This is a genomic window from Mesorhizobium sp. M0239, assembly GCF_040321815.1.
Taxonomy (GTDB): domain Bacteria; phylum Pseudomonadota; class Alphaproteobacteria; order Rhizobiales; family Rhizobiaceae; genus Mesorhizobium.
In genome coordinates this window covers 16,793-39,735 of the sequence record NZ_JAMYSG010000011.1, presented here as the reverse complement: position 1 = coordinate 39,735, position 22,943 = coordinate 16,793, and the positions used below count along the sequence as shown (strand labels likewise).

Annotated in this window: 18 protein-coding genes; 6 read left to right on the top strand and 12 right to left on the bottom strand. The window is 63.9% G+C overall.

All coding sequences use genetic code 11. From position 1 onward, the window contains the following. Positions 1–78: 78 nt before the first annotated feature. From NKI99_RS13400 to NKI99_RS13360, 9 genes are all read right to left on the bottom strand, one after another. On the bottom strand, positions 79–1,194 hold the full coding sequence (locus NKI99_RS13400; protein ID WP_352611078.1) for a tetratricopeptide repeat protein: 1,116 nt from the start codon (positions 1,192–1,194) through the stop codon (positions 79–81). Continuing rightward, positions 1,191–2,096 carry a non-homologous end joining protein Ku gene (gene ku / locus NKI99_RS13395; RefSeq protein ID WP_024501732.1) on the bottom strand — a complete coding sequence of 302 codons (906 nt, stop codon included), beginning with the start codon at positions 2,094–2,096 and terminating at the stop codon, positions 1,191–1,193. Before ku ends, NKI99_RS13400 begins: the two co-directional genes overlap by 4 nt. 237 nt (positions 2,097–2,333) lie before the next feature. Beyond that, entirely contained in the window at positions 2,334–4,817 is a 2,484-nt protein-coding gene (ligD, locus tag NKI99_RS13390; protein WP_352611076.1) for a DNA ligase D, read from the bottom strand. Positions 4,818–4,862: 45 nt separating this feature from the next. Beyond that, the gene (locus NKI99_RS13385) at positions 4,863–5,087 is read right to left on the bottom strand and encodes a hypothetical protein (RefSeq protein ID WP_023813316.1); all 225 of its coding nucleotides are present in this window, start codon (positions 5,085–5,087) and stop codon (positions 4,863–4,865) included. A gap of 243 nt (positions 5,088–5,330) precedes the next feature. Further along, a complete protein-coding gene (locus NKI99_RS13380) occupies positions 5,331–6,494 on the bottom strand; it encodes a glycosyltransferase family 9 protein (RefSeq protein WP_352611074.1) in 1,164 nt (387 codons plus the stop codon). A gap of 109 nt (positions 6,495–6,603) precedes the next feature. Then, positions 6,604–7,827 carry a GNAT family N-acetyltransferase gene (locus NKI99_RS13375; RefSeq protein ID WP_352611072.1) on the bottom strand — a complete coding sequence of 408 codons (1,224 nt, stop codon included), beginning with the start codon at positions 7,825–7,827 and terminating at the stop codon, positions 6,604–6,606. A 12-nt stretch (positions 7,828–7,839) separates the two neighbouring features. Beyond that, on the bottom strand, positions 7,840–9,069 hold the full coding sequence (locus NKI99_RS13370; protein ID WP_352611070.1) for a GNAT family N-acetyltransferase: 1,230 nt from the start codon (positions 9,067–9,069) through the stop codon (positions 7,840–7,842). Between the two features lie 8 nt (positions 9,070–9,077). After that, on the bottom strand, positions 9,078–10,385 hold the full coding sequence (locus NKI99_RS13365) for an MATE family efflux transporter (RefSeq protein WP_352611069.1): 1,308 nt from the start codon (positions 10,383–10,385) through the stop codon (positions 9,078–9,080). Further along, positions 10,382–11,551 (bottom strand): glycosyltransferase, encoded by a 1,170-nt coding sequence (locus tag NKI99_RS13360; protein WP_352611068.1) that lies wholly within the window; start codon positions 11,549–11,551, stop codon positions 10,382–10,384. Before NKI99_RS13360 ends, NKI99_RS13365 begins: the two co-directional genes overlap by 4 nt. A gap of 355 nt (positions 11,552–11,906) precedes the next feature. Here NKI99_RS13360 and NKI99_RS13355 point away from each other — a divergent pair, with 355 nt between their 5' ends. Together NKI99_RS13355 and NKI99_RS13350 are read left to right on the top strand one after the other, a co-directional pair. Continuing rightward, positions 11,907–13,076, top strand: a complete 1,170-nt coding sequence (locus tag NKI99_RS13355; protein WP_352611067.1) for a DUF1972 domain-containing protein — start codon at positions 11,907–11,909, stop codon at positions 13,074–13,076. Then, a complete protein-coding gene (locus tag NKI99_RS13350; protein WP_352611066.1) occupies positions 13,073–14,335 on the top strand; it encodes a glycoside hydrolase family 5 protein in 1,263 nt (420 codons plus the stop codon). The genes NKI99_RS13355 and NKI99_RS13350 overlap by 4 nt, the downstream gene beginning before the upstream one ends. Here the strand turns inward: NKI99_RS13350 and NKI99_RS13345 are convergent. Next, positions 14,298–15,629 (bottom strand): VpsF family polysaccharide biosynthesis protein, encoded by a 1,332-nt coding sequence (locus NKI99_RS13345; protein WP_352611064.1) that lies wholly within the window; start codon positions 15,627–15,629, stop codon positions 14,298–14,300. The genes NKI99_RS13350 and NKI99_RS13345 overlap by 38 nt on opposite strands. Before the next feature lies 1 nt (position 15,630). Continuing rightward, positions 15,631–17,730, bottom strand: a complete 2,100-nt coding sequence (locus NKI99_RS13340) for a GumC family protein (protein ID WP_352611063.1) — start codon at positions 17,728–17,730, stop codon at positions 15,631–15,633. Between the two features lie 249 nt (positions 17,731–17,979). Between NKI99_RS13340 and NKI99_RS13335 the strand changes: the two genes are divergently transcribed. From NKI99_RS13335 to NKI99_RS13320, 4 genes are all read left to right on the top strand, one after another. Continuing rightward, entirely contained in the window at positions 17,980–19,491 is a 1,512-nt protein-coding gene (locus tag NKI99_RS13335; RefSeq protein ID WP_352611061.1) for a glucosamine inositolphosphorylceramide transferase family protein, read from the top strand. A gap of 117 nt (positions 19,492–19,608) precedes the next feature. After that, on the top strand, positions 19,609–20,793 hold the full coding sequence (locus NKI99_RS13330) for an FAD-dependent oxidoreductase (RefSeq protein WP_352611060.1): 1,185 nt from the start codon (positions 19,609–19,611) through the stop codon (positions 20,791–20,793). A 247-nt stretch (positions 20,794–21,040) separates the two neighbouring features. After that, positions 21,041–22,072 (top strand): hydroxyacid dehydrogenase, encoded by a 1,032-nt coding sequence (locus NKI99_RS13325; RefSeq protein WP_352611059.1) that lies wholly within the window; start codon positions 21,041–21,043, stop codon positions 22,070–22,072. Positions 22,073–22,174: 102 nt separating this feature from the next. After that, positions 22,175–22,291, top strand: coding sequence for a putative RiPP precursor (locus NKI99_RS13320; protein ID WP_352611058.1), 117 nt, complete (start codon positions 22,175–22,177; stop codon positions 22,289–22,291). A gap of 280 nt (positions 22,292–22,571) precedes the next feature. Here NKI99_RS13320 and NKI99_RS13315 read toward each other — a convergent pair whose 3' ends face one another. Then, on the bottom strand, positions 22,572–22,787 hold the full coding sequence (locus tag NKI99_RS13315; protein WP_224699683.1) for a hypothetical protein: 216 nt from the start codon (positions 22,785–22,787) through the stop codon (positions 22,572–22,574). Positions 22,788–22,943: the final 156 nt, after the last annotated feature.

The following is a 22,943-nucleotide window of genomic DNA, read 5'->3' as shown; positions in this document are numbered from 1 at the left end:
CGCCCAAGCTTCCGATCTCCCCCCTTGCGGGGGAGATGGCCGGTAGGCCAGAGGGGGGTGTTCAAGCGCCAGCATCCCTCACCCCGCCGTCCGCGCCAACTGCAAATCCACGAACTGCACGCCCTTGGCTGCAACCCGTGCCCATTCGGACTCCGCGTCGAGTTCGAGATAACGCACCCACAGGCCCCGCGCCTCCGGCAGATTGCCGGCGTCGAATTCCAGTCGGGCGAGGTTGAACACCGGATCGGCATAGGTCTTGTCGAGCGCGATCGCTTTCTGCAGGTGCCTTCGCGCCGAGGCTTCGCGACCTTGCTCGCTCATCAGTCCGGCCAGGTTGAACCACGCCTCGACGAAGGCCGGGTCGAGTTTTATCGCATTGATATAGTCGTGCGCGGCGTCCGCCGCGTGGCCGCCGGCGCGCAGGCAGTTGGCGCGGTTGAAGGCGGCAATCGCATCGCTCGGATCGATGGCCAGGCAGCGCTGGTAGAGCGCGGCGGCCCCATCATTGTCGCCCTGCTCCTCCGCCGCTTCCGCCTCGGCGAACAACTCCTCTAGCGTGTCGTCACCCTCTGCCCCGGCTGTTCCGAGATCGAACAGCAACTGCCCATCGAGTTCGCTCTGGCCGCCTTCGAGATAGATGGCATCGGCGCGCCCATGCTGCGAGCCGACATTGAGCGACTTGGCGGTCAGCGACGCCACCGGGCCGGAGCGGTGGACGGAGCGCGCGATCGCCCCCCATGTCGCGCCGCCGGCGATGAGCCCGGCATATTTGCGCGCCAGGATCAGGTCGCGGAAGGAATAGGGTTCAACGTCATGCTCGAACGCATCGAACAGGCCGAGCAGGTCGAGGTCGGAGCCTGATAGCCGCGACTGATCGATCAGCGATTGCCGCGACAGCGAAGACGCTTCCGGTGTCTTCATCAGTCCGAGAAGGCGCAGGAATCCGTTCTCGCTGATCAGCGTTCGCCCGGCCGCGCGCTCGGCGGCGACACGGCGCTCGATCTCGGCATCGCCGTTCCTGGAGAGCCCGGCTTTGGCCAACAGTGTCCGGCCGAAGACGACATGCGTGGTGCGCCTGGTGATACCGCGCCGCAGCTGGCCGTGTCGGCGTTCCACTTCCCGCGCAGCCAGCCTGAGCGGAAAAGCCGCCAGCGCGCCTATCGTGCCAAAAACAGCGCCGGTCGGTGCCGTCATTTCTTGCTCTTGCCGACCGCCTTCAGCAGATTGGCCTTCAACGGATTTTCAGCAGCACCACCCGCTGCCGCCTTCTTCGCGGCGGGCTTGGCAACCTCGTCGGCCTTGCTTTTCGACTTGGCCGGCGGCTTCGATTGCGACAGGCTCGCCTTGAGCGCATCCATCAGATTGATGACATTACCGCGCTCGGGTGCCGCCGCGATGATCGGCTTGTGGCCTTTCAGCTTCTCGCGGATCATCGTCATGAGTGCCGCCTCGTAGCGGTCCTCATAGTTCTTCGGATCGAAGGTGGTTTCCTTCTGCTTGATCAGTGCTTCGGCGAGCTGCAGCATTTCGGGATCGGGCTTGCCGGCTGGGATGTTGCCGAAATATTCAGCCGTGCCACGCACTTCGTTCGGATTCCTCAAGGTGCACACGAACATGCCGTTCTCGCGCGCGCCGATCGTCACCACCCGCTCGCGGCTCGACAGCACCAGGCGTGCGATCGCCAGCTTGCCGGATTTGCGCATGGCTTCGCGCAGCACGGCGAAGGTCTCCTCCGCCATCGCGCCGTCAGGCGCCATGTAGTAGGGCGCGTCCTGATAGATGACGTCGACCTCGTCCTCGTCCACGAAGGCCTCGATGTTCATCGTGTGATTGGATTCGATGCGCACCGCATCGAGGTCGGCATCATCTATGATGATGTACTGCTTGTCCTCGTATTCGTAGCCCTTGACCAGATCAGCACGCTCGACGAGCCCCAATTCGGGGTCGACCGGTTTCATGTTGATGCGGTTGTGGGTCTTCTTATGCAGTTGGTTGAACGAGATGCGCTCGCTGGCGCTGGTGGCGGGATATAACCGCACCGGACAGCTGACGAGGCTGAGTTTGAGGTAACCTTTCCAACTTGCCCTGGGCGCCATGAAACACTCCTACGCGGCCATGCACTGACATTCACTGCAGCGCTTTTCGTCCGAAGGACGAACGAGGCTGCGCAAATCCTACACCGACCCCGCACAATACAGGCAAATCCCTGACGAAATCTTCCGCCACGTCTTTGAGGTCGTGGCGGAGAGAATAATTCAAATTGTCGGAAGCGTCGATGGCGTTGGGTTCCTCGCCCCGCAACGCTCTCCTCCATTTCATGGGGGCCGAGGAACCTAGTTCTTCAAGGTCGGCAAATCCCGCGCGAACTCGTCGATCTCGGCCCACGGATCGCCCGACGTCGCCAGCAGCCCCGGCAGGGAGGAATAGTTCAGATCCTGCGGCGCATCGATGGATTCGAGGTCGCTCCAACTGACCGGCGTCGAGGCCGGCAGATTGGTGCGGGCGCGCAGCGAGTAAGGTGCTGCCGAGGTGTGGCCGCGCGCATTGCGGTGATAATCGATGAAGATGCGCTTCTTGCGGTTGTCCTTGCCCATGGTGGTGGTGAAGGTGTCAGGCGCCGTTGCCGCCAGATGCGTGGCGATCGCGCTGGTCGCCTGGTGCAGCTTCTTCCAGTTCTGCGCGCCCGTCACCGGCACGGTGATGTGGATGCCGCTGCCGCCGGAGGTCTTGGCGAACGGTACCAGCCCCAGGCGCTCCAATTCGCCCTTGATGTGCACGGCGGCCTCGACCACCTCGCGCCATGAAATCCCTTCTCCCGGATCGAGGTCGAGGACGATCTGGTCGGGCCTGTCGAGGCTGGTGCGGTGGGTGCCCCAGGTGTGGAACTCGACGACGCCGAACTGCGCCAGCGCCAGATACCCTTTCGCGCCTTCAACCGAGAGATAGGATTTGGTCTCGCCCTCGGAATTCGTCGCCTCGAATGTCACCACTGAGGGCGGCATGCCGGTGAAGGCGTGGCGCTGGAAGAAGCAATCCTTCGGCAGGCCGGTCGGGCAGCGCACCAGCGACACCGGCCGGCCGAGGATGTGCGGCAGCATGAAGTCGCCGACCAGCGCGTAATAGACCGCGATGTCGAGCTTGGTCGGGCCGGTCTTGCCGAACAGCCGGCGCGTCGGGTTGGTCACCCAGATTGTGGCAAGGTCGGCCTCGGCGATCAGCCGCTTGCGTTTGGACGAGACCGGCGTCGACAGGCCGACATCCCTCAAACCACGGAAGACGCCGTGGCGCAGCGCATTGTCTGAGGTGCGGTTGGCGTAATGAATGCGCGCCGACAGCAGCGGCCGCACCCAGTTCATCTCGCGCATGATTTCGCGCGGGACACCCTCGGGCGGGGTGGCGCCTTCCCGCAGCGGCTCCAGCCTGGCGAGCAACTCACCGGCGGTGGCGGCATCGAAACCGGTGCCGACCTTGCCGCGATAATGCAATTCACCACCCTCGAACTCTGCCATGCCGAGCGCCGCCAGCCCTTCGGCCGCATCGGAGATGGTGAAGCCGGCGATGACGAAGTCGTCCGACAGCAACGCCTTGGTCTTGGTCCAGCTTTTGCTTCGGCCGCTCTGATAGATGGCCGTGGCGCGCTTTGAGACGACACCCTCCAGCCCGAGTTCCGACACCTGGTCGTAGAGCCCCTGCCCCGAACCTTCGACATGGTCGGAGAACTGGATGGCGGAATTGGCGCCGACGCCCGACAGCATCTGCGCCAGCAGCGCCTTGCGCCGGACCAGCGGCGCCTTGGTCAGGTCCCAGCCGTCGAGGTGGAGAAGATCGAAGGCGTAGAAATGGAGCTTGTTGCCGGCGCCCTCGGCCAGCGCATCCTGCAGCAGCGCGAAGCGGCTGATGCCCCGGGCGTCGAGCACCACGATCTCGCCGTCGATGATGGCGTCGCGGCACGGCAGTTTGGCGAACGCATGCGGCAGGTCGCCATAGCGCTTCGTCCAGTCGATGCCGCCACGGGTGATCAGCTTGACGACGCCGCCAGCGAGATGCGCCATGGTGCGGTAGCCGTCGAATTTGATCTCGTGCAGCCAGACTTGTTGGGTGTCGTCGCCATCGGGTGGCTTTGGCACCTGCGTCGCCAGTTGCGGCTCGATACGGGCAAGCATGGGGGCCTTGAACACGCCCGGCAGCGTGCCGGGCTTCAGCGATCCCTGTCTGGGCGCGGGTTTGGCAGCGGGCTTCGCCGGCGCCGCCAGCTCCTCGATGCGCAATCCGGATTTGACGCTTTCCGGGCGGGCCGTGAGGATGTCAAGCGCGGTGTCGGCGGCGAGGTCGCGTTCCTTGAAAAGCAGCCAGTTCTTCTTGTTTTCGTCTTCGCCGGGTTTCGGCTTCAGCCGGGTCAGCATCCAGCCGCCATTGAGCTTGTCGCCGGCCAGCCGGAACTTGAAGGCGCCGGTTCGCAAGCTCTTTTCGACGTCGTCCATCGGCGCCCATGTGCCGGTATCCCAGACGATCATCGGCCCGCCGCCATACTCGCCCTCGGGAATGACACCCTCGAAGTCGATATATTCGAGCGGATGATCCTCGGTCTCGACCGCCAGCCTCTTGTCGGCCGGATTGAGCGAAGGCCCGCGCGGCACCGCCCAGCTCTTCAAGACATCGCCGACCTGCAGGCGCAGATCATAATGGTCAGCGGTGGCGTGGTGCTTGTGGACGACGAAGCGGTTGCCGTCGCTGCTGACGAGCCCGCCAACCGGTTCCGGCGTCTTGGCGAATTCGCGTTTGGCGCGATAGGCTTTGAGCTTTGGTGGAGTCGTCATCGCCAGGATCGAAGCACGGCGGCCAGGAACAAGCCAGTCACGCTCTCAATCGTCAGCGGCCGGCGTCAACTCGAGCTCCGCCGGCGACAGTCCTTGCTGCAGCTGGCTCAGCCGGAATTCGTCGACCCAATAGGCCTCGCCGTCGACCAGAACCCGGGCCTGGTAGGTGCCTGCCGAAAAACGCTGCGCGGTGATGTAGACCTTGTGACGATCGAGCGCCTTGCGCACCGCGGCGCGCTTGGAATTCTGACCTGTGACGGGACTGAACATGACACTGCCCTCGGTCGCCCCAGACACACAACGCGGCCGCTGCCGGCAGCCTGACGACTGGGGTCAAGGATGGCGCAGACGCGCCGTCCTGTCAATTTCGCGGACAGCGCAGGATGCGGCCCGGTTAAATTTACCAATCTTTTGAATATGCTTGGGCCTTGGCCTGAATCAAGACGTGAAGCACACGAAGATGAACTGTGCACCACCACGCCGCCAAAACTAGCGTCCGTCGCTGCCGCTCTGCTACGCGGCCGGCGTGCCCGAATGAGCAGATTTTTGAACTTCCGTGCCGATGAGATCGAGTGTCCCCGCCGCAACATCGGCAACCTGGAGCCGCTGGACGCAATAGACCCCACCGGCGTTGTTTTCTTTACACAAACCTGGAGCGATGCATGGGCAAGGCATGGGCGGCTGGAGCGTCCGGTTGGGGACACCGAATGGGCCCCATTGCTCAGGCGACGTCAGACCGTACAGCCCCACCGCTGGAGTTCCGACAGAGGCCGCGATGTGCATCGGGCCGCTCTCATTGCCAAGAAAGATCGACGCTTCGGCCAACAATGCTGTCAAGACCTCAAGCGAGGCTTTTCCGACCACACTTGCGACCGGCGATGCTGCCACTTCAAGGATCCTTTGCGCGGCAAGCCCTTCATCCGGCCCACCAACGAGCAGGGATCGCAGCCCGGTTTTGGCGTATACCTCATCGATGACCGCAGCAAAATGTTGCGGCGGCCAGCAACGGCCTTCAAACCTCGCGCCGGCATGCACGGCCACATAGGACTTCTTCGCCAAAGCGTTTTCCGCAAGAAGCCTGGCACACTCTTCCTGGGCAGTCCTGGTCGGCTGCAGCCGAGGCGTTGGATCCTGATAATCCAACCCGAGGGCGCTGAGTGGAGACAGGTTCCTGTAGAGATAATGCGGTCCGCCATGTCCGAAGGTCGCGGCGAGCACGTTTGCAAGCTGGATTTCCCAGAACTTCATCGGATGCTCGGAAGGATCGAAGCCGACGCGAAGTGGAGCCCCGATCAAACGATGCATGATCCGCGAGGTTTTTGAATCGGTGAGGTCGATGCTAAGATCGAATTTCCGACGCCGCAGATCAGAGATGACGCCACGATAGTCGCTCAAACGCTTGAGCAGAGTCCTTCCTCTGCCACGGGATTCAAAGCCAACGGCAACATCGGCGATCCCTTGCGCGACGATGAACTGCTTGAGACCCGGCGCACAAAGCATGGTCACCGATGCTTGCGGATAAGAAAGACGCAGATTGCGAACCAAAGCAGATGTCAGAACGACATCTCCAATGTACTTCGTTTGAATAATGAGGATGGAACGAATCCCATCTCCTAAACTTGCATCCATCGATATGATCTGCCGAAAACGCCAACTTAAAAAATCTGCCGAGGACACTCATTTCTGAACGGCAAGCGGCGCTTTCAGATATAGAGCCAACCAACCCAGTCAACAAGCTTGCCGGCCTTGGTGCCTCTTTACATCGGTCGTCGGCAAACGCTCGTACTCAGTCCTTCAATCGCCGCAAGCGGCGCGTCAGGCCCTGGACGGCCTTGAGCAGCCGGGGACGCGACCGCGTCATGCCTTCGACCCGGCTGCGCAGCAAAATGGCTGCGTTCGCAGCTCTGCCCCGCACCGTCACCGGTTCGCAGATCTCGGCCAGTACCGAGCTCGAGGCACCGATATGTTGCTTGTAGCCCTGGCCGCCGACCGACAGGTCGAAATAGTCGAAGCCCCGCTCGCATCCCCACACCATCAGCTTGCCCATCGTCGTCAGGCCGGGTGAGACATTGGCGACCGCATTCTGGTCGATGCCGAGCAGGAGGGCGTGAAGTGTGCCTTTTCTCACCAGCACATAGATGGAGGCAAGCCAAGCTTCACCGACGCGTAGTCCGAAGAGCCGCACCGATCCGTTGGACAGGCCTTGCAGCGCCGCGGCGCGGTAGAAATCGACGACCGGGGCCTGCGTCAGGAGGTCGAAACGCCCGAGCTCACGAAAACGCTTGAGCCGCAGTTCCAGCAGTGCATCCAGGAGCTCCTCGGTCAGGTCAGGCGTATCGGCCTCGACCAAAGCGAGGCCACCAAGCTGTTCGAAGCCGCGGCAATGCTTGCGGAAGGCCTTGGCAAAGGACGGCTTGCAGATTCGCTTGATGAGCGTCTCCGGGTCGCCATGCAGGACGAGGCCGGAGGTGACCTGGATGGAGTCGCGCGCCACCGAAAGCAATGCCAGCGGATTGGCCACGCCGTGGACCTGCTGCGGAATTCCCGCGATATGGATGCGATCCGCCGATGGCAGCACGGCACGGACCGCTGCCCACATGGCGTCGGCACTCTGCCTAGTCCACGCTCTCCCATCCGCCAGCAGCGGCACCGCGTAGTCGCACACGCGGCAGCTCAGCCATTCGATCACGTGGTGGCCGAGAGCCCGGCGCCGCATCAGCGGCAGCAGCATGGCCGGCGCGCCGGTCACGGCGTCACTCACCTCGACGAGGACCAGATCCGCGTCTTTGGGCATCAGCCGTGCGGCGATTCCTTCGACCCAGGCATAATGCTGGTGGGCAGTGCAGACGCCGTGAGCTTCAAGGAGCAGCCATAGCAGCCTTACGGTGTCGAAGCTGGTGTGCAGCCGAGCCGTGAAGTGCGCGGTTGCATCAACGTTGGCGACAGTCGGGGAAAATGGCCCACCGGGCAAATCCCCTATCGGAGTCGTTCCCGCCGCGTAGCTTGCCACATGCTTCTCCCGTCATTCTGATCCCCCACGCAGGCGCCGCAAACCCCGCATCAGTCCCTGGAGCCTCTTCAGCAGCCGAGGTTTGGAGCGCACGAACACCTCGGCCCGGTTGCGGATCTCGATGGCTGCGCTCACGGCGCTGCCTCGCACCGTAATCCCGTGGCAAAGCTCGCGCAGGCCCGAACCCAAGGCACCCATATGTTCCTTATAACTCTGGTTGCCTACCGACAGGTCGAAATAATTGAAATCGCGCCCGCGCGCCCAGCTCATCAACTTGCCCATGATCAGAAGTCCCGGCGAGACATTGGGCACCGCGCCCTGATCGATTGAGATCAGCAGAGCATGAACGGTGACTTGATGGATCAGCAGGTATTGGACCGCGATAAGAGCTTCACCCACACGCAACCCGAAGAGCCGCACCGACCCATCCGACAGGCCCTCGAGAGCGGCGTTTCGATAGAAGTCGACAACCGCCGCCTGCGTCAGCAGGTCGAAGCGGCCCAGTTCGCGAAAGCGGCTGAGCCGCATCCGGACCAGGCCGCCGAAGATGACCTCCACCAGGGCCGGCGTGTTGGCTTCGACCAGTTCCACGCCGCCAAGCCGTTCGAGGCGACGCCAGTCCTTGTTGAAAGCCTTGACGAAGGATGGCCGGCATAGGCGCTTGAGGACGGTTTCCGGATCGCCGTCGATGGCGAGGCCGAAGCTGGTATGCAGGGAATCGCGCGTGGCCGCCAGCAGGGCTAGCGGATTGGCGACACCGCTGATCGATTGCGGAATTCCCGTGATCTGGATGCGGTCCGCCGGCGGCAGCACGGAACGCACCGCGGCCCACGCGGCCTGCGCCGATTGCGTCGTCCACGGGCTGGCATCGGCCAGCAGCGGTGCCGAATAGTCGCAAACGCCACAGCTCAGCCATTCGATCACCCGATGGCGGAAGGCCGGTCGCCGTATCAGCGGCACCAGCATTCGCGGCGCACCCGTGACGGCATCGTTTACCTCCACGATGAGCAGTTCCGCACCTTGCGGCATCAGCCGCGCAACGATCCCCTCGGCCCAGGCATAATTCTGGTGGGCGGTGCACACACCGTCCGTCTGGAGGCGCAGCCAGAGCGGCCTCACCGCTTCCAGGCTGGTGTGGAGCCGCGCCGTGTAGGCATCGATGGCGACGACGGTGGCCGGATGGGAGGACTGGCCATCGGGCGAGCCGGCCACCGCAGCAATTTGCACCGCCTGGACTGCCATGTTTTTTCCTATCGCTTTGCCGTAGCGAACGGCAGCGTGCGCCGCCACGCGCCCAACCGGCTGTCGCGCGCCTCATCGGGATGCTCGATATTCCACATGCGGTGATGCGCGAAATACCACGATGCCACGAGCACGAACATCTCGGAGACCGCGGAACCCAACAACGCCCACGGCGGAGACGCGATTGCCAGCAGGGCCGCGATCAGCGCCAGGCCGACGACCGCGCCGCCCGTGGTGATGAACGCGACGATCCGAAAATCGCCGAGTATTTCAAGCACGATGCGGGGCATGATATAGAGCATGATAGGGACAAAATTCGCGATCACGAAAAGTCCGATGAACCAGGTCGAAGCGTCTTGGAGAGCCTGGGATTTTATCATCGGCAGGACGAACATGATCGCACATCCATAAGCAAGGCCGCCGAGCCCCATGACGAGCGCCCAGATCTTGGCCTGCGTCCAGACACGGCCTGTTTCATTGTTCCGCATCAGCCTGGCGAGATCCGGCTGCGTCATGTTGACGAACGCAAGGCTGATGATGCGTAGCGGAGCAAACAGCACCAGAACCGCCGCCAGCGGTGCGTAGGCGGCTGGCCCGGCAATGCCGGCGACCAGCAGCGCCAGACATTGACCCTGGATGTTGGTGGTGGTCGCGCTGAATGCCGACCAGCGCAGCTGGGGCCAGAGCCTGACATAGCGTCGCCGCGTCGGCATGCGGAAGCTGATGCGAAGCGAGCGCCGAGCCAGCCGCACCAGCACGAAAATGCCGAACACATTTGCCGCGGCTAGTGCATAGAACACGGTCTGCAGCGGGTCTTGGACCAACCAGATCGACAGCCCGGTCAGGACACAGCCGGCGACTGTAAAAGCGCCATCGCTGACGGAGACGACAACCTGCTGGCGCCGTGCGAAGAAAGCCGTGCGCATATGGCTGCGCAACGACCAGGCACCGACGAAGCAGCCGGCGGCAATTCCGCTTGGATCGCCCAGCAGATGCATCAGAACAGCTGTCCCGATGGCCATCAGCAACGCCACGATCAGCGCCGCCGTTCCGAACGCCACGTCATAGGCATCGACGCCGGCGCTGTTGGTGCTTTTGCTCATCCAGATGCTGGCGGGAACGGCGGTGAGCGACCTGATGTAGGACAGGCCGACGCCGCCCATCACCATGCCGATGGCGAACAGGCCGTAGCCTTGTGCCGACAGCAGGTGCAACAGCATGATGTTGAGGGCAAAGTGAAAGCCGCTCTGCATCGCCTCGCCGCCGATCATCAGCACGAGGCGTCGAACCAAATGGCTCGGGACCGCAAACTTCACGGGCGTGTCTCCGCTTCGCGGGCGGCCCGCGCCCGCCCCGGCCGCGCCATGGTCGTCTTTAGCTTGTCGGCGGCGATCGCCGCGATCGCGGCGGCCGCGACCGGCTCGCTGAAAATCGCCTCGTAGCGCGCTCGGCCCGCGGCGACAAAACCGCGCCAGGCCTCAGGGGCGAGGATGATCTCCTGCAATTTCGCGCCAAGAGCTGCTGCGTCGCCGGGCGGAACATGCCAGCCCGTCTCGCCGTCGCTGACCACTTCCACCAGCCCTCCAATGGCCGACACCAGCGGCGGCCGGCCGTAGGCCATCGCCTCGATGGCGACGCGCCCCAGCGATTCCGGACGCCGCGACGGCACGGTGACGATGTCGGCCCAGCGATAATGCTCCGAAGGGTCGGGTATGAAAGGCAGGACGCTGACGCGCCCGGTGAGGTCCATCGTCTCGACCAGTTCGGCCAAAGCGCGCTCGCGCTCGCTGCTTTCGAAGGCGCCGCCGACCAGCCGCACCTCGATCCTCGACTGGAGTTCCGCCGGCATCGAGGCGATCGCCTCCAGCAGGACCTCCTGCCCCTTGATCCTGTTGATGCGGCCGAGCAGCAGCACCCGCAACGGCCGCTTGCCGTCATAGGTCGTCGGTTCGACCGCCGCCGGCCCGGCAACGCCGTTGTAGACGACATGCGTGCGCGCGGTCTTGGGTTCGCCGAACGCGGCGCGCGTTGCGCGCGAGTTAAAGATCAGATCCGCATGGCTCAAGTGCATCAGGCCGACGAGTATCCTGCGCATGGCGCCTTCTGGGATCTCGTGGATGTGCAGGACCACCTTGTGAGGCAGCAAGCGCGCGGCCAGCGCATAGTCGGCCACGATCGAAGTGTTGACATAGACGAGGTCGCAATCCCTGAGGCGCCGCCACGCTCTGAACACGGCAACCGGCAATCGCGCCATCTCGATCGTCGCAAGACGGGCGACGGCCTGGCGCCTCAGCACCCAGAGCGGTTCGAAGACGATCCGGCTGGCATGGGCTTCCAAAATCTGCACGATCGGCCCGCTGCGCGGCAGAACCACCTCGATGTCGGCCGATGGAAACGCAGCGCGCAGCGCGGCAACGCTCTCCGCGAAGCTTCGGTCAGAACCATAGAGTTCATAACCCTGATGAACGCAGGCAATCCGCATCTTTATATCCCGCCGGGTGCTACAACCATCGCGCTGGGCGATTGTGGCAGAAGCCCGTCCGCAAGAATCATGCCTGGTTCGATACATCAGACTATCAGTTGATATGTCCGACTATCGGTTCGATACGCCCGACTGCCGGCCGTACGCCCCAGGCATTGCTTCGTTTCGATACAGCTACGCACAGAAGGGTTGACCGAGAATGAAACAACCACAGGGTTCAACACCGTTTTTTTACAACCCCGCGCGATGATCCCTCGCAGGATACCGAAATCGGGAGGTGGCACGGAAGTTGCCACCTGCTCATTATAAATTAAGCAATATCTAATATATGAGACATGTGAAAGTGCCGCCGGCCATGAAACCAGCAACGCCCGCCATTCTGATCCTGGGGACCCGCGGCATACCCGCGGCCCATGGCGGCTTTGAAACCTTTGCCGAAAAACTGGCGCTGTTTCTTGTCGGGCGCGGTTGGAAAGTCGGCGTCTATTGCCAGGATGAGGTCGAACGGATCGACCAGAGGGTGCGCAGCGAAACCTGGCGCGGCATCGAGCTCATTCACATCCAGGTCGCCTCCAAGGGACCGCGCGCGACGCTGGAATTCGACTGGCAATGCGCCCGCGACGCCGCCCGGCGACCGGGTGTTTGCCTGGTGCTCGGCTACAATGGCGCGGTCTTCCTGACCTGGCTCAGGCTGAAGCGACGCAAGATCTTCACCAACATGGACGGCATCGAGTGGCGCCGCCCAAAATGGGGAATGGCGGCGCGAACCTGGTTCTGGCTCAACGAATGGATCGGCGCATGGGCCTCGCATCGGCTGGTCGCCGATCATCCCGCCATCGCAGATCACCTGGCGACACGCCGGCCGCGCAGCGCCATCGCCACCATCGCCTATGGCGCCGATCCGGTGACATCAGCGCCCGAGGCGCCGGTGCGGGCGCTCGGCCTCGAGCCCGGGCGCTATCTCATCTCGATCGCCCGCATCGAACCCGACAACAACATCCTGCCGATCGTCGAAGCTTTTTGCTCCGCCAAGCGCGACATGAAGCTGGTGGTGCTGGGAACGCTGTCCGACGACATCCCCTATCATGCCGCCATCCGCAAGGCGGCGAATGGCTCGGTGGTCCTGCCGGGCGCCATCTACGACCAGGCGACGGTCAAGGCGCTCAGATACCACGCCCGCGCCTATCTGCATGGCCACACGGTCGGCGGCACCAACCCCTCGCTGGTCGAGGCGCTGGCGGCCGGCAACATGGTGATCGCCCACGACAATCCCTACAACAGATGGACCGCCGGGGCTGCGGCGATCTACTTCACCGACAAGGACAGTTGCGCCAAGCGGATGCAGCAGGCGCTGGACGATGATGCCCTGGTCAAGGCCTGCGGCGTTGCCGCCAGGGCGCGCGCCCGCGAAGCCTTTCGCTGGGACGATGTCCTGCTTGCCTATGAAAATGAGGCCTATCATTTGCTCGGCATGACTGCCGCCAAGACCACCGCGATGGATCACGCATCGCCAGGAACCGTATGACAGGCTGGTCGCGCCGGCGGGTGCTGCGGACGGCGCTGTCCACCGCGGCGGCTCTCGGCTCGCTCCCGGTCGCACCAATCGCTCGCGCAGCCGCCGGGCCGCGATTTCGGCGCGGCGTCAACGCCTGGCCCTGGTTCTCGCTGACGCGCGAATTTCCCGCTCCGCGCACCGACTATGACTGGCCGCCCTTCCAGTCGCAACGGCCGGTGCCGACCCCGGACGACCTGCGTCGGCTGCGCGGGACCGGGCTCGATTTCATCCGTCTGCCTGTTGATCCCGGCCCTTTCCTGGCCGCCGACGCCGCCACGCGCGGCAAGTTGCTGGACATGCTGGACGCGGCTGTCACGGCCACCCTCGACGCCGGTCTCGGCATCATCGTCAACATCCAGGCCAATGCGGCCACCCATTACTGGAACCCCGACCGCATGGTCTCCAGCACCGTGGCACCCGCCTTCGATCTCTATCGCGGGCTGGTCGGCGAGCTTGCCGGCAGGCTGGCGCGGTTCCAGCCCGGCAGGGTGGCGCTCGAGCCGGTCAACGAACCGGCGCAGGCCTGCGCGTCGAACGTCTGGTTGCAAATTCAGCTCGCGCTTCTGACGGCGGCAAGGGCATCGGCAGCGACCCTGCCGCTGGTCGTCACCGGAGGCTGCGGCTCGATGGTGAGCGGACTGACCGCGCTCGATCCGGCACCGCTGTCGCCCTTCGAACCGATCCTGTTCACCTTTCACTTCTATGAGCCCTATCTGTTCAGCCATCAGGGCGCGCCCTGGATGCGCGAGCCCGTCTACCGGTCGCTCAACAATGTGCCGTGGCCGGCATCCGCCGGCTCGCTGCAACAGACGCTGGCCTCGGTCAGGGCGCGCATGGCGCAGGACACCGAAACCCCTGAAGATGCCAAGAAAGCCGCCTATGCCGAGACCGAGCGTGTGCTGAAAGTCTATTTCGACGCCCGGCCCAACCGCTGGTTTGTCGACAAGTATCTTCGCCAGGTTCGCGACTGGGGAGATGCGCATGGCCTTGCGCCGGAACACATCATCATGGGCGAGTTCGGCGCGCTGCGCACCGACGCCCGCTATGTCGCCGCGCCCAACCCGGATCGCGGGCGCTACATCGCCGATGTCAGGCGGAGCGCCGAGGAACTCGGCTTCGCCTGGGCACTGTGGGATCTCTTCGACGGCATGGGCATGATGGACGATACCACCCGGGCGGTGGACCCTGATATCATCGCGGCGCTTGGCCTGACCATGCCGGTGGACTGACCGGTCTGAAAGCTGCCCGCGCCGGCCGGTAAAGCACCAATGCCAGCACCACGAACTTGGTCAGCAGCGTCGTCTTCGACGCGACGCTTTCCGAAGTGTTGATCAGGATGACCCAGCCCAGCATCGGCAGCCAGATGCCGGCATGGCAGCGGCGCGCCACCTCGAACAGGAACAGCACGAAGCCGAACGTCAGCAAAAGGGTGAAGAAGGCGCCCTGATAGAGGACCGTGCGGATGATCGGGTTCTCGATGCCCTGTTCGAGACCGTTGATGCGGCGCAGGCTGTCGATCAGCTCGACATCCGGCCCCACGATCAGATCGCGCAATTCCAGGTGCTTGAAAAGCTCGAACATCTCGACGCGGGCATTGGCGCTTCCGCTGTCCGACACGAAGCGCTCCAGCAGCGCGTCGAAAAAGCCCAGATATGCCGCCACTATGATGACGACCGGCAGCAGTGCGGCAAGCATGAAGCCGAGTGCCGCACCCAAGAGATTGACGCGGCCCTGGCGCAATTTGGTGGTGCCCTGAAAAAGCAGGTAGCAGCCGCCTAGCACCACCGTCGTCACCATCGCCGTGCGGCCGCCGAAGGCGACGAGTGCCGCGCATTGCAGGCCGATCAACCCTATCCGCACAGGCATCGACAGGGATCTGGCACCGGAGAGCAGCGCAAGCACATAGATCGACGTCACCATGGCATTGGCAAGCGGATGCCCCTGCAGCGCGCTCGAGCGCAGATCGGTGGTAAACGCCACGCCGTCCAGGCGATAGGGGAAGATAAGCGTCTTGGTGGCGAACTCGAAAAGGGCAAGCAGCGCATTCGCCGTCATGACCACGTGAACGACGGTCTGCAGCCCGGCGAAGGTCCGTTCGTCGTCCTCGCTGAGCATCAGGACCAGAAGTGCCGCGGCCACGAACGTATCGATCATGCCGGCCATGCCGGGCCGCTGCCTTGCGATGACGACGAACAGAAGCACGATCGATATGGCGGCCATCAGCGCGCTGGCCGGCCGCCTGTCGGCGAGATGGACGATATGGCCCACCGGATTGCCTGATGCGCAGGAACGCCAGGCAAACAGGAGGACGATGAGATAGGTGGACGGGTGGATCTTGGTCGCCGGGTTGCCGAACAGGCCATCATAATTGTAGCCGACCAGCCACAGCATGCCGCCCGAGATGCTGAACAGCACCGCTACCGCCGCGATCAGTCCGAAGCGCGTCAGCGCATCGAGCGACGTGCCGGCGCGGGGTGCGGCAACACCATGGTTCGAAGCGCTTGCGCTCCAACTGGCAGCCATATCAGGCGGCCTCGTCGACCAGCAAGGCGGCCGTTGGCAACCGCCCCATGACGGAAACCGCCTGCGCGGTCGTCGTGACGTCGCGCATCGGGGTGGCGTTCAGCGTGGCGACGAGCACGATCTCGTCGGCCATGGCGACCAGCGGCGAGGCATTGAGATTGTCGGCCAGCGCGCCGCCGTCGATGACGACGAGTTCGAAGCTCCGGCTGGCCCGCGCCAGCATCTGCTGCGCAAAATAGATGCCATGCGCTTCCTGGAAGACCGCCTTTGAGCGGCCCCTGCCCAGCACGGCAACGTTGCTGCCGGCTGCGTAATGGCTGACGGCCTCGAAGGCGTACTCGCCGCGCAGCACATCGAGGACTCCCGGCTGCGGATCCTTCTGGTCGCCGCCGGCATTGGCATCGATGAACAGCACACGGCTGCCCCTGGATGCCGCGGCATCGGCCAGCAGCCGCGCCACCCGGCTGCGCTGCGCGCCCTCGCCCGGCGACGATGTCACCAGGATGGAAGGCACCAGCGGCCAGTCCGCCGGACGCTGGCCCGAACTGAACATGCGCCTCAGTGCAAGGCCGACGACGGCGTCGGTCTTCTGGCTGGAGGCGACGGCGCGCGCCCCGCCGAAAGGCCACCAGCGCCGGCCAGTGCCCGACTTTGCCGGCACCACGCCCAGCACCGGCGCGTCGATGGCCGACTGCATCTGGGCGCTGGAAAGCACCGTCGGCGAGGAATATTCGGCGATCAACGCCAGACCGGTGCCGAGCCCGAGGCCGCCGAATATCGCGCCCAGCAACAGCAACGGCAAAGGCGGCCAGCTCTTCTTCAAGGCGGGCATGGCGTTGGAGATGATGCGCGCATTGGTGCTGTCGACATTGATCTGCTCGCGCGTCTCCTGGGCACGCTGGAGATAGTTCGAGTAGACGGAACGCAGCGCCTCGAGATCGCGCTGCAATTCGCGCAGCCGCACCGAGGCCTGGTCGGTGTCGAGCGATTTGCTCTTCATGCCCGCCACCTTGGCTTCCAGCGCCTGCTGGTTGGCCAGCGCCCGTTCGTAGTCGGTCTCGGTGGCGGTGGCGATGCGGCCGAGTTCGCGCGCGATCAGCTGGCGCGTGTCGCGCAGCTGCTGCTGGGCTGCGATCAGCGAGGGATGACGCGGCCCCAACTCCGTGCCGAGCTGCGAGACCTGGTCGACCAGCGTCGCCTCTTGCGCCCGCAGGCTCGAGATCACCGTCGAGCGCATTGCTTCCGAGGTCGCGTCCGCCGTGCCGCTCTGGCGGCGCATCTGGTCGACCTGCGCCTTCAGCGCCGCGGTGCGGCTCTGCGCCGCCGCAAGCTGCGTATTGATCTCGGTCAGTTCCTGGTCGCTGACCAGGTTGCCTGCCGCCATCACCATGTTGTTGGCGGACTTGTAGGCCTCGACGGCATTCTCGGCCTGCTGGACGCGTTTGCGCTGCTCGTCCAGCCGGGCGGTGATCGACTCGGAGGCGTCCCTGGCCATTTTCGCACGCGCGCTCGCCTGATCGACCAGGTAGGCCTGCGCGATGGCATTGGCCAGGAGGGCGGCCTTGTCGGCGCTCTTGGCGGTGACGATGACGTCCAGGACCAGGACCTTGTCGGCCCGCTTGACCGCCAGGCGCCGGCGCAGCGCGTCGAGTGTCTGCACCGACCTGTCGCCTTCGGCCGATGCCGAACCGAGTAGGCGCGACAGCAAGCCCTGCCCGTTGAATTCCGGATCCTGCGTCAGGTTTGTCGCCGCGATCGCCCGCATCAGCACACCTGTCGACTGGACCACGCTGACCTGGCTCTCGACCTGCGTGATGCCGCCATCGGGTGAGATACGGCTGGGATTGACGTCGTTGGTGACCACCTGCAGGTCCTGCGGATCGATGAGGATTTCCGCCGCCGAGCTGTAGAGCGCCGGCGTAAAAAGACCGTAGAGAAGGGCGACCAGCGTCAGCAGCGCGACAGTGCCGAAGATCCAGAACCGGCGGCGCACCAGGATGCGCTTCAGGTCGCCCAGTTCGACAGTCGAAGCTGCGTATGATCCCGCGCGTGCCGCATCCGGAGAGTGTTGCTGAGGAACCATGGGCAGGGATGATTGCATGGCTGCCTCCGACAATACTCCATATGCCGGCAAGATCAGTTTGCGGCGATAACCTAGCTATTCCTCCAACTGTTAAAACATTGTTAATTATGTTGAGAGGTGACGTGAATTTTGGCACGCGGTTTGCTTAAAAATATACATATCGAGGTGTTGGCTACGCAGCGAGCGGAGACGAATGCAGATGGGGTTACAATTTGACCGGACCGGCCTGGCCGGCAAGGCCGGGCACCGCCTTTTCGGACCTCCACCATGCAGATAAGTCTACGCCTGGACGGCGACTGCGTCCGCGCCTTTCATCTCACGCTGCTGGAGCGCCTTGCCGCGCTCGGCGACGTCGAACTGTCCGTCGATGTCAGGCCGGCGGGCGGCGGCATTCCGCGCAGCGCCGCGGCCCTGTTTCAACTCGAAACGGCGATACACGGACTGGCCCATGATGGACTGGCCCATGATGGACTAGCCAAGCGTGTGCCGCTTTCGGCGCTCGCGCCCTATCGGCGGTCCCCCGCTTCGCCCGACCTGGTCGTCGATCTCTGCGGCGATGTCAGGCTGGAAAGCACACGGGTCTGGCGCGTCACCTATGACGGCGCCAGCGGGGAAGCGGCCTTGCTGGCCCTGACCCTCGCCGGCCGCACGCCGCTTGCCCGCATCGAGGAGAACGGCGTTGCGATCGCCGCCGGGCGTCTGGGCACAGAATATGGCGGCATCGCGCTGGCGTCCTTCCAGGATATGCTGGCGCGCACAGCAAGCCTGATCGTCGCTGCCATGTCAGGCGCGGCAAAGTCGGTGCCCGATCTGCCAGAGCCGGCGCAGGCAGGCAGCCCGCCGCCAATGCCCTCGGCCGGCAAGCTTGGGGTCAGAGCCGGCAAGGCGCTGGCGCGGCGGATCGTCCAGAAGATCTATCACCTTTGCTACAACGCGCCGCATTGGAAGGTCGGCTGGCGGCAAACCGGGGGTTCCGATCTGTTCGACCTGCGTGCGCATCCGGCGTCGGGTTGGCAAGAGCTGCCGGACGATGGCAGCCGCTTCTACGCCGATCCGTTTCCCATCCTCTACCAGGGCCAGCTGACCCTGTTCGTCGAGGACTATATTCACCAGCTCGGCAAAGCCATCATCTCCGCCGTGCCCTTCGGCCCGGCAGGCCCGCTCGGAAGGCCTGAACCGGTGCTGGATCTGCCCTACCATCTCTCCTACCCCTTCGTCTTCGAGCGCGACGGCGAGGTCTGGATGGTGCCGGAAAGCTGCGCCAACGGCACCGTCGATCTCTACCGGGCCACCGCCTTTCCCGGCGGATGGGTCAAGGAGGCGACGCTTCTGTCCGGTGTCGTGGCCAGCGACGCCACGCTTGTCGAGCATGGCGGCGCCTGGTGGCTGTTCGCCACCGTCCGCGATGGCGGCGGCGCCTTCTCCGACACGCTGCATCTGTGGTCGGCGCCGGATTTTCGCGGCCCCTGGGCGCCGCATCCCAAAAATCCCGTGCTGATCGACATCGCCTCGGCGCGGCCGGCCGGCCGCATGGTCAGGCGCGGCAACGACCTGCTGCGCCCGGTCCAGGACTGCCGCAGGAGCTATGGCGCGGCGCTTGGCATCGCACGCATTTCTCACCTTGATTTGATCGGGATGGAGCAGGTCGTTGAAAACATCTTGCATCCAGGTGCGCTATGGAGTGGGCGTAAACTTCACACGCTCAACGAGGCTGGCGGCTTTGAGTTCATCGATGGCTCGGCGATCGCACCGCGCTGGAAGCAGCGGGCCCGCGATTAACCTAAACATTGGTTACTACCAGGCACGCGCTCCGGTTGCTTGCGGTTGATTCAGGTCCGGAAGATATTTTCTACCGGAGATTGTGAACGTGCAGTTGCCACCAGAAAGGGCAGCAGAATGAGTATCTCAGAGGCCTGCCCGGCCGAAGTCGATGTGGCGATCGTCGGTGCCGGAATGGCTGGGACCACCTTAGCCATGCTGTTGGGAAAAGCCGGGCGCAAGGTGGCGCTGATCGATCCGCACCGCGTCCACCACGAGGAGTTCCGGGCCGAGAAGATCGGCATGGATCAGATGCTGCTGTTCGAAAAGCTCGGCCTCGATGCGACACTCAAGCGTCTCGTCACCTCGACGACCGACACGCATGTCTTTCGCCTCGGCCAGTTTTTCGCGCATGAGAAGAAGGCTGAATTCACATTCTCCTACGGCGCGCTGATCAATGGCCTGCGCGATGCCTTGCCTGCGCAAGTGCCGCTGACGGTCGGCAAGGTAACCGAAGTCTCGACTGGACCGGACCGGCAGCGGCTTGTGCTGGCCGACGGCGCCGTCATCGATGCCCGCCTGCTGGTGGTGGCAACCGGCCACGGCGAGGCGGTGCGGCGCGCTGTCGGCGTCGAGCGTATCGAGCAATCGAAGGCGCATTCACTGTCGATGGGATTCGACCTCGCCATCTCGCCGCGTAATTTCGGTCATCAGTCCGTCACCTGCTACAGCAGGCGGGCTGCCGACCGTATCGCCTACATCAGCATCTTTCCCCTCGGCGACAAGATGCGGGCGAACATGTTCCTCTATCGCAATGTGGCCGAAGCGTGGACGCGGGCGTTTCGCCAGGAGCCGCAAAAGATGCTCTGCGAGCTGATGCCCGAAATAGCAGCGCGATGTGGCAACTTCGAAGTCGCAAGTCCTGTCGAGGTCAGACAGATCAGTCTGAGCACCACGCAAGGCCATCGCCGCGACGGGGTCATCTTCATCGGCGATGCCTTCTGCACGACGTGTCCAACACCGGGCGTCGGCATCGGCCGGGTGATGACCGACGTCGATCAGCTCCATTCGGTTCACATTCCACGATGGCTCGAAACACCAGGCATGGCGGCTGACAAGATCAACGCTTTCTATGACGACCCGGTCAAGGTGGCTGCCGATGAGGATGGCATGCGGGTGAGTTACTATGCCAAGTCGATCACCGCCGGCACCGGACTGGAATGGCGCGCAAGGCGCCTGCGCAACAACACCGCGCGCCAGTTGATGATCATCGGCCGCAAGGTCCGGCATCTGGGACAGCGGCGGGCGCCCAGCATGGCGTAAGCCCGCGCTCTCTCGGCAGAAAGGCGCGGGCCGATCTGAGGCCCCGATCTTCGGCAGGCGATGGAGGGCACCACATGCCGCAAGCATCAACTTTTAGAGACGGCTAGTGTTCCGTCTGGCCCCGCTTGGTCCTGCCCAAGGGCTGTGCTGAACGCGCTGGCAACAGCGCCCCGTCTTGCCTCTCCGCGCGATGTTGTAAATCGTTTCATCCAAGGTATTTTGGCCATCGGGAACAGAGGGAATAGTTATGTCCAACAGCGCCTTGCCGCTGGTCATCAGTGCGCCGGAACCACGCACGCTCGACCTGATCTTCACAGCACGGCAGTTGGCGCGGCTCAAGGCGCATTATCGCATTGTCGAGACGACCGCTGACGGCATCGCGAAACTGCCGGCCGACGTGCTGGCCGAGGCGCGCTATATCATCGGCCAGCCGCCCATATCGCCCGAAACGCTTGATCGGATGAAGGCGCTGCGCTGCGTCTTCAATGTCGAGACCAACCTCATCAACAACATGCCCTACGAGACGTTGTTCGCGCGCGGCATCCATGTCGTCACCACCGGCCTGGTGTTCGCCGAGCCGGTCGCGGAGCTTGGCCTTGCCATGGCGCTCAACCTCGCCCGCGACATCGTCGATGCCGATCTCGCCTTCCGCCAGGGACAGGAACTGTGGGGCGGCGACGGCAACCACACGGCGCGGCTCTTGTCCGGCGCCGATGTCGGCATCATCGGCTTCGGCGATCTCGGCCGGGCGCTCAACCGGCTGCTGTCGGGTTTCCGCACCCGCACCAAAGTCTTCGATCCCTGGCTGCCGCCATCGATCCTCATCGACAATGGCGTCGAACCGGCCTCTCTCGACGAGGTGCTGTCGACCAGCGACTTCATCTTCGTCGTTGCGTCGGTGACCAGCGAGAACCAGGGTTTTCTCGGTGCCGAGGCCTTTGCCGGCATGCGCAAGGGCGCCGCCTTCATCCTGCTCAGCCGCGCCGGCGTGGTCGACTTCCCGGCGCTGATGGCGGCGGTGAAGAGCGGCCACATCGTCGCCGCCAGCGACGTTTTCCCCGAAGAACCGCTGGCGCGGGACCATCCGGTGCGCACCCTGCCCGGCTTCCTGCGCTCGGCTCACCGTGCCGGCGCGCTCGACATCGCCTTCAAGCGCATGGGCGATATGGTGCTGGAGGACATGGACCTGATCGACCGCGGCCTGCCGCCGCTGCGCTCCAAGCGCGCCGAGCGCGAGACGGTTTCGCGCATGCGTTCCAAGCCGGCCGACAGGAATTGAAGCGTGGATTTTCGTCCCGGTCGGCCGACCCTCGACAAGGTCGGCTTCACAAGAGCGCGGCCGGCGACGACGCTCCCGCAATCGAATTTGCGGAGGGAAGCCATGGACATGAAGAAGATCTATGAAAAACCGATGCTGCTCAAACGGCAGAAACTCTCTGCCGTGACGGCGCAGCAAGCCGCTTCAGGAGTGACAGGTCCGACAGGGCCGACAGGCTGACGCCTCGCGGCGTCCAATAAAGGCAGCATTGGACGCGCCTGCGGGTCGGCGGCGAAACGGCAGTCGCTCGCAACTCAGGGTTCATGGCTGCTCTTCGCTCTGCGGGCAACCGCTTCCATAAAAGAGCGCGCGGCAGCGTCACAAGCCGTTCTGGACGGTCCGTTCGCGGACAGCACGACCTCCGCGGCCTTCCGCGACATGCCGTATTTCCGGGCGAAGATCGCAGCGTGGTAAGGTTCGTTTTTGGCTGCCGGTGTCGCGGACGTGATCCTGGCCTTGGTCATTGGCGGGTCCGCCTGAAACTTTCGAGCAACTCGCCTTCATTGCGGCAGCCATTCTGAAACAGCGAAAACACCGTGGCTGCCAGCCGCTGTACGTCCGACTCCCCTGACATGCGGTCAAGTTTGCGCTCCAGGCAGACCCGATCGAAGACGCGCTGGCACAGCTGCAGATCGGAAGGATGGAAACCGGGATTGCGCTTATGAAGGCTCGACATAAGAAGCCCCTTTCGGAGCAGCGACCACTTCCTTTGACGCTGTGGATCAAAAAATGAAATCGGACTGAGCAAGTGTCAACATCGGCCTCATCACAGTAAGTATCGTACAATTCTCCCGCCGGTCTGCCCTTCTTTTTTCGAACGGTTCTCAGGCCC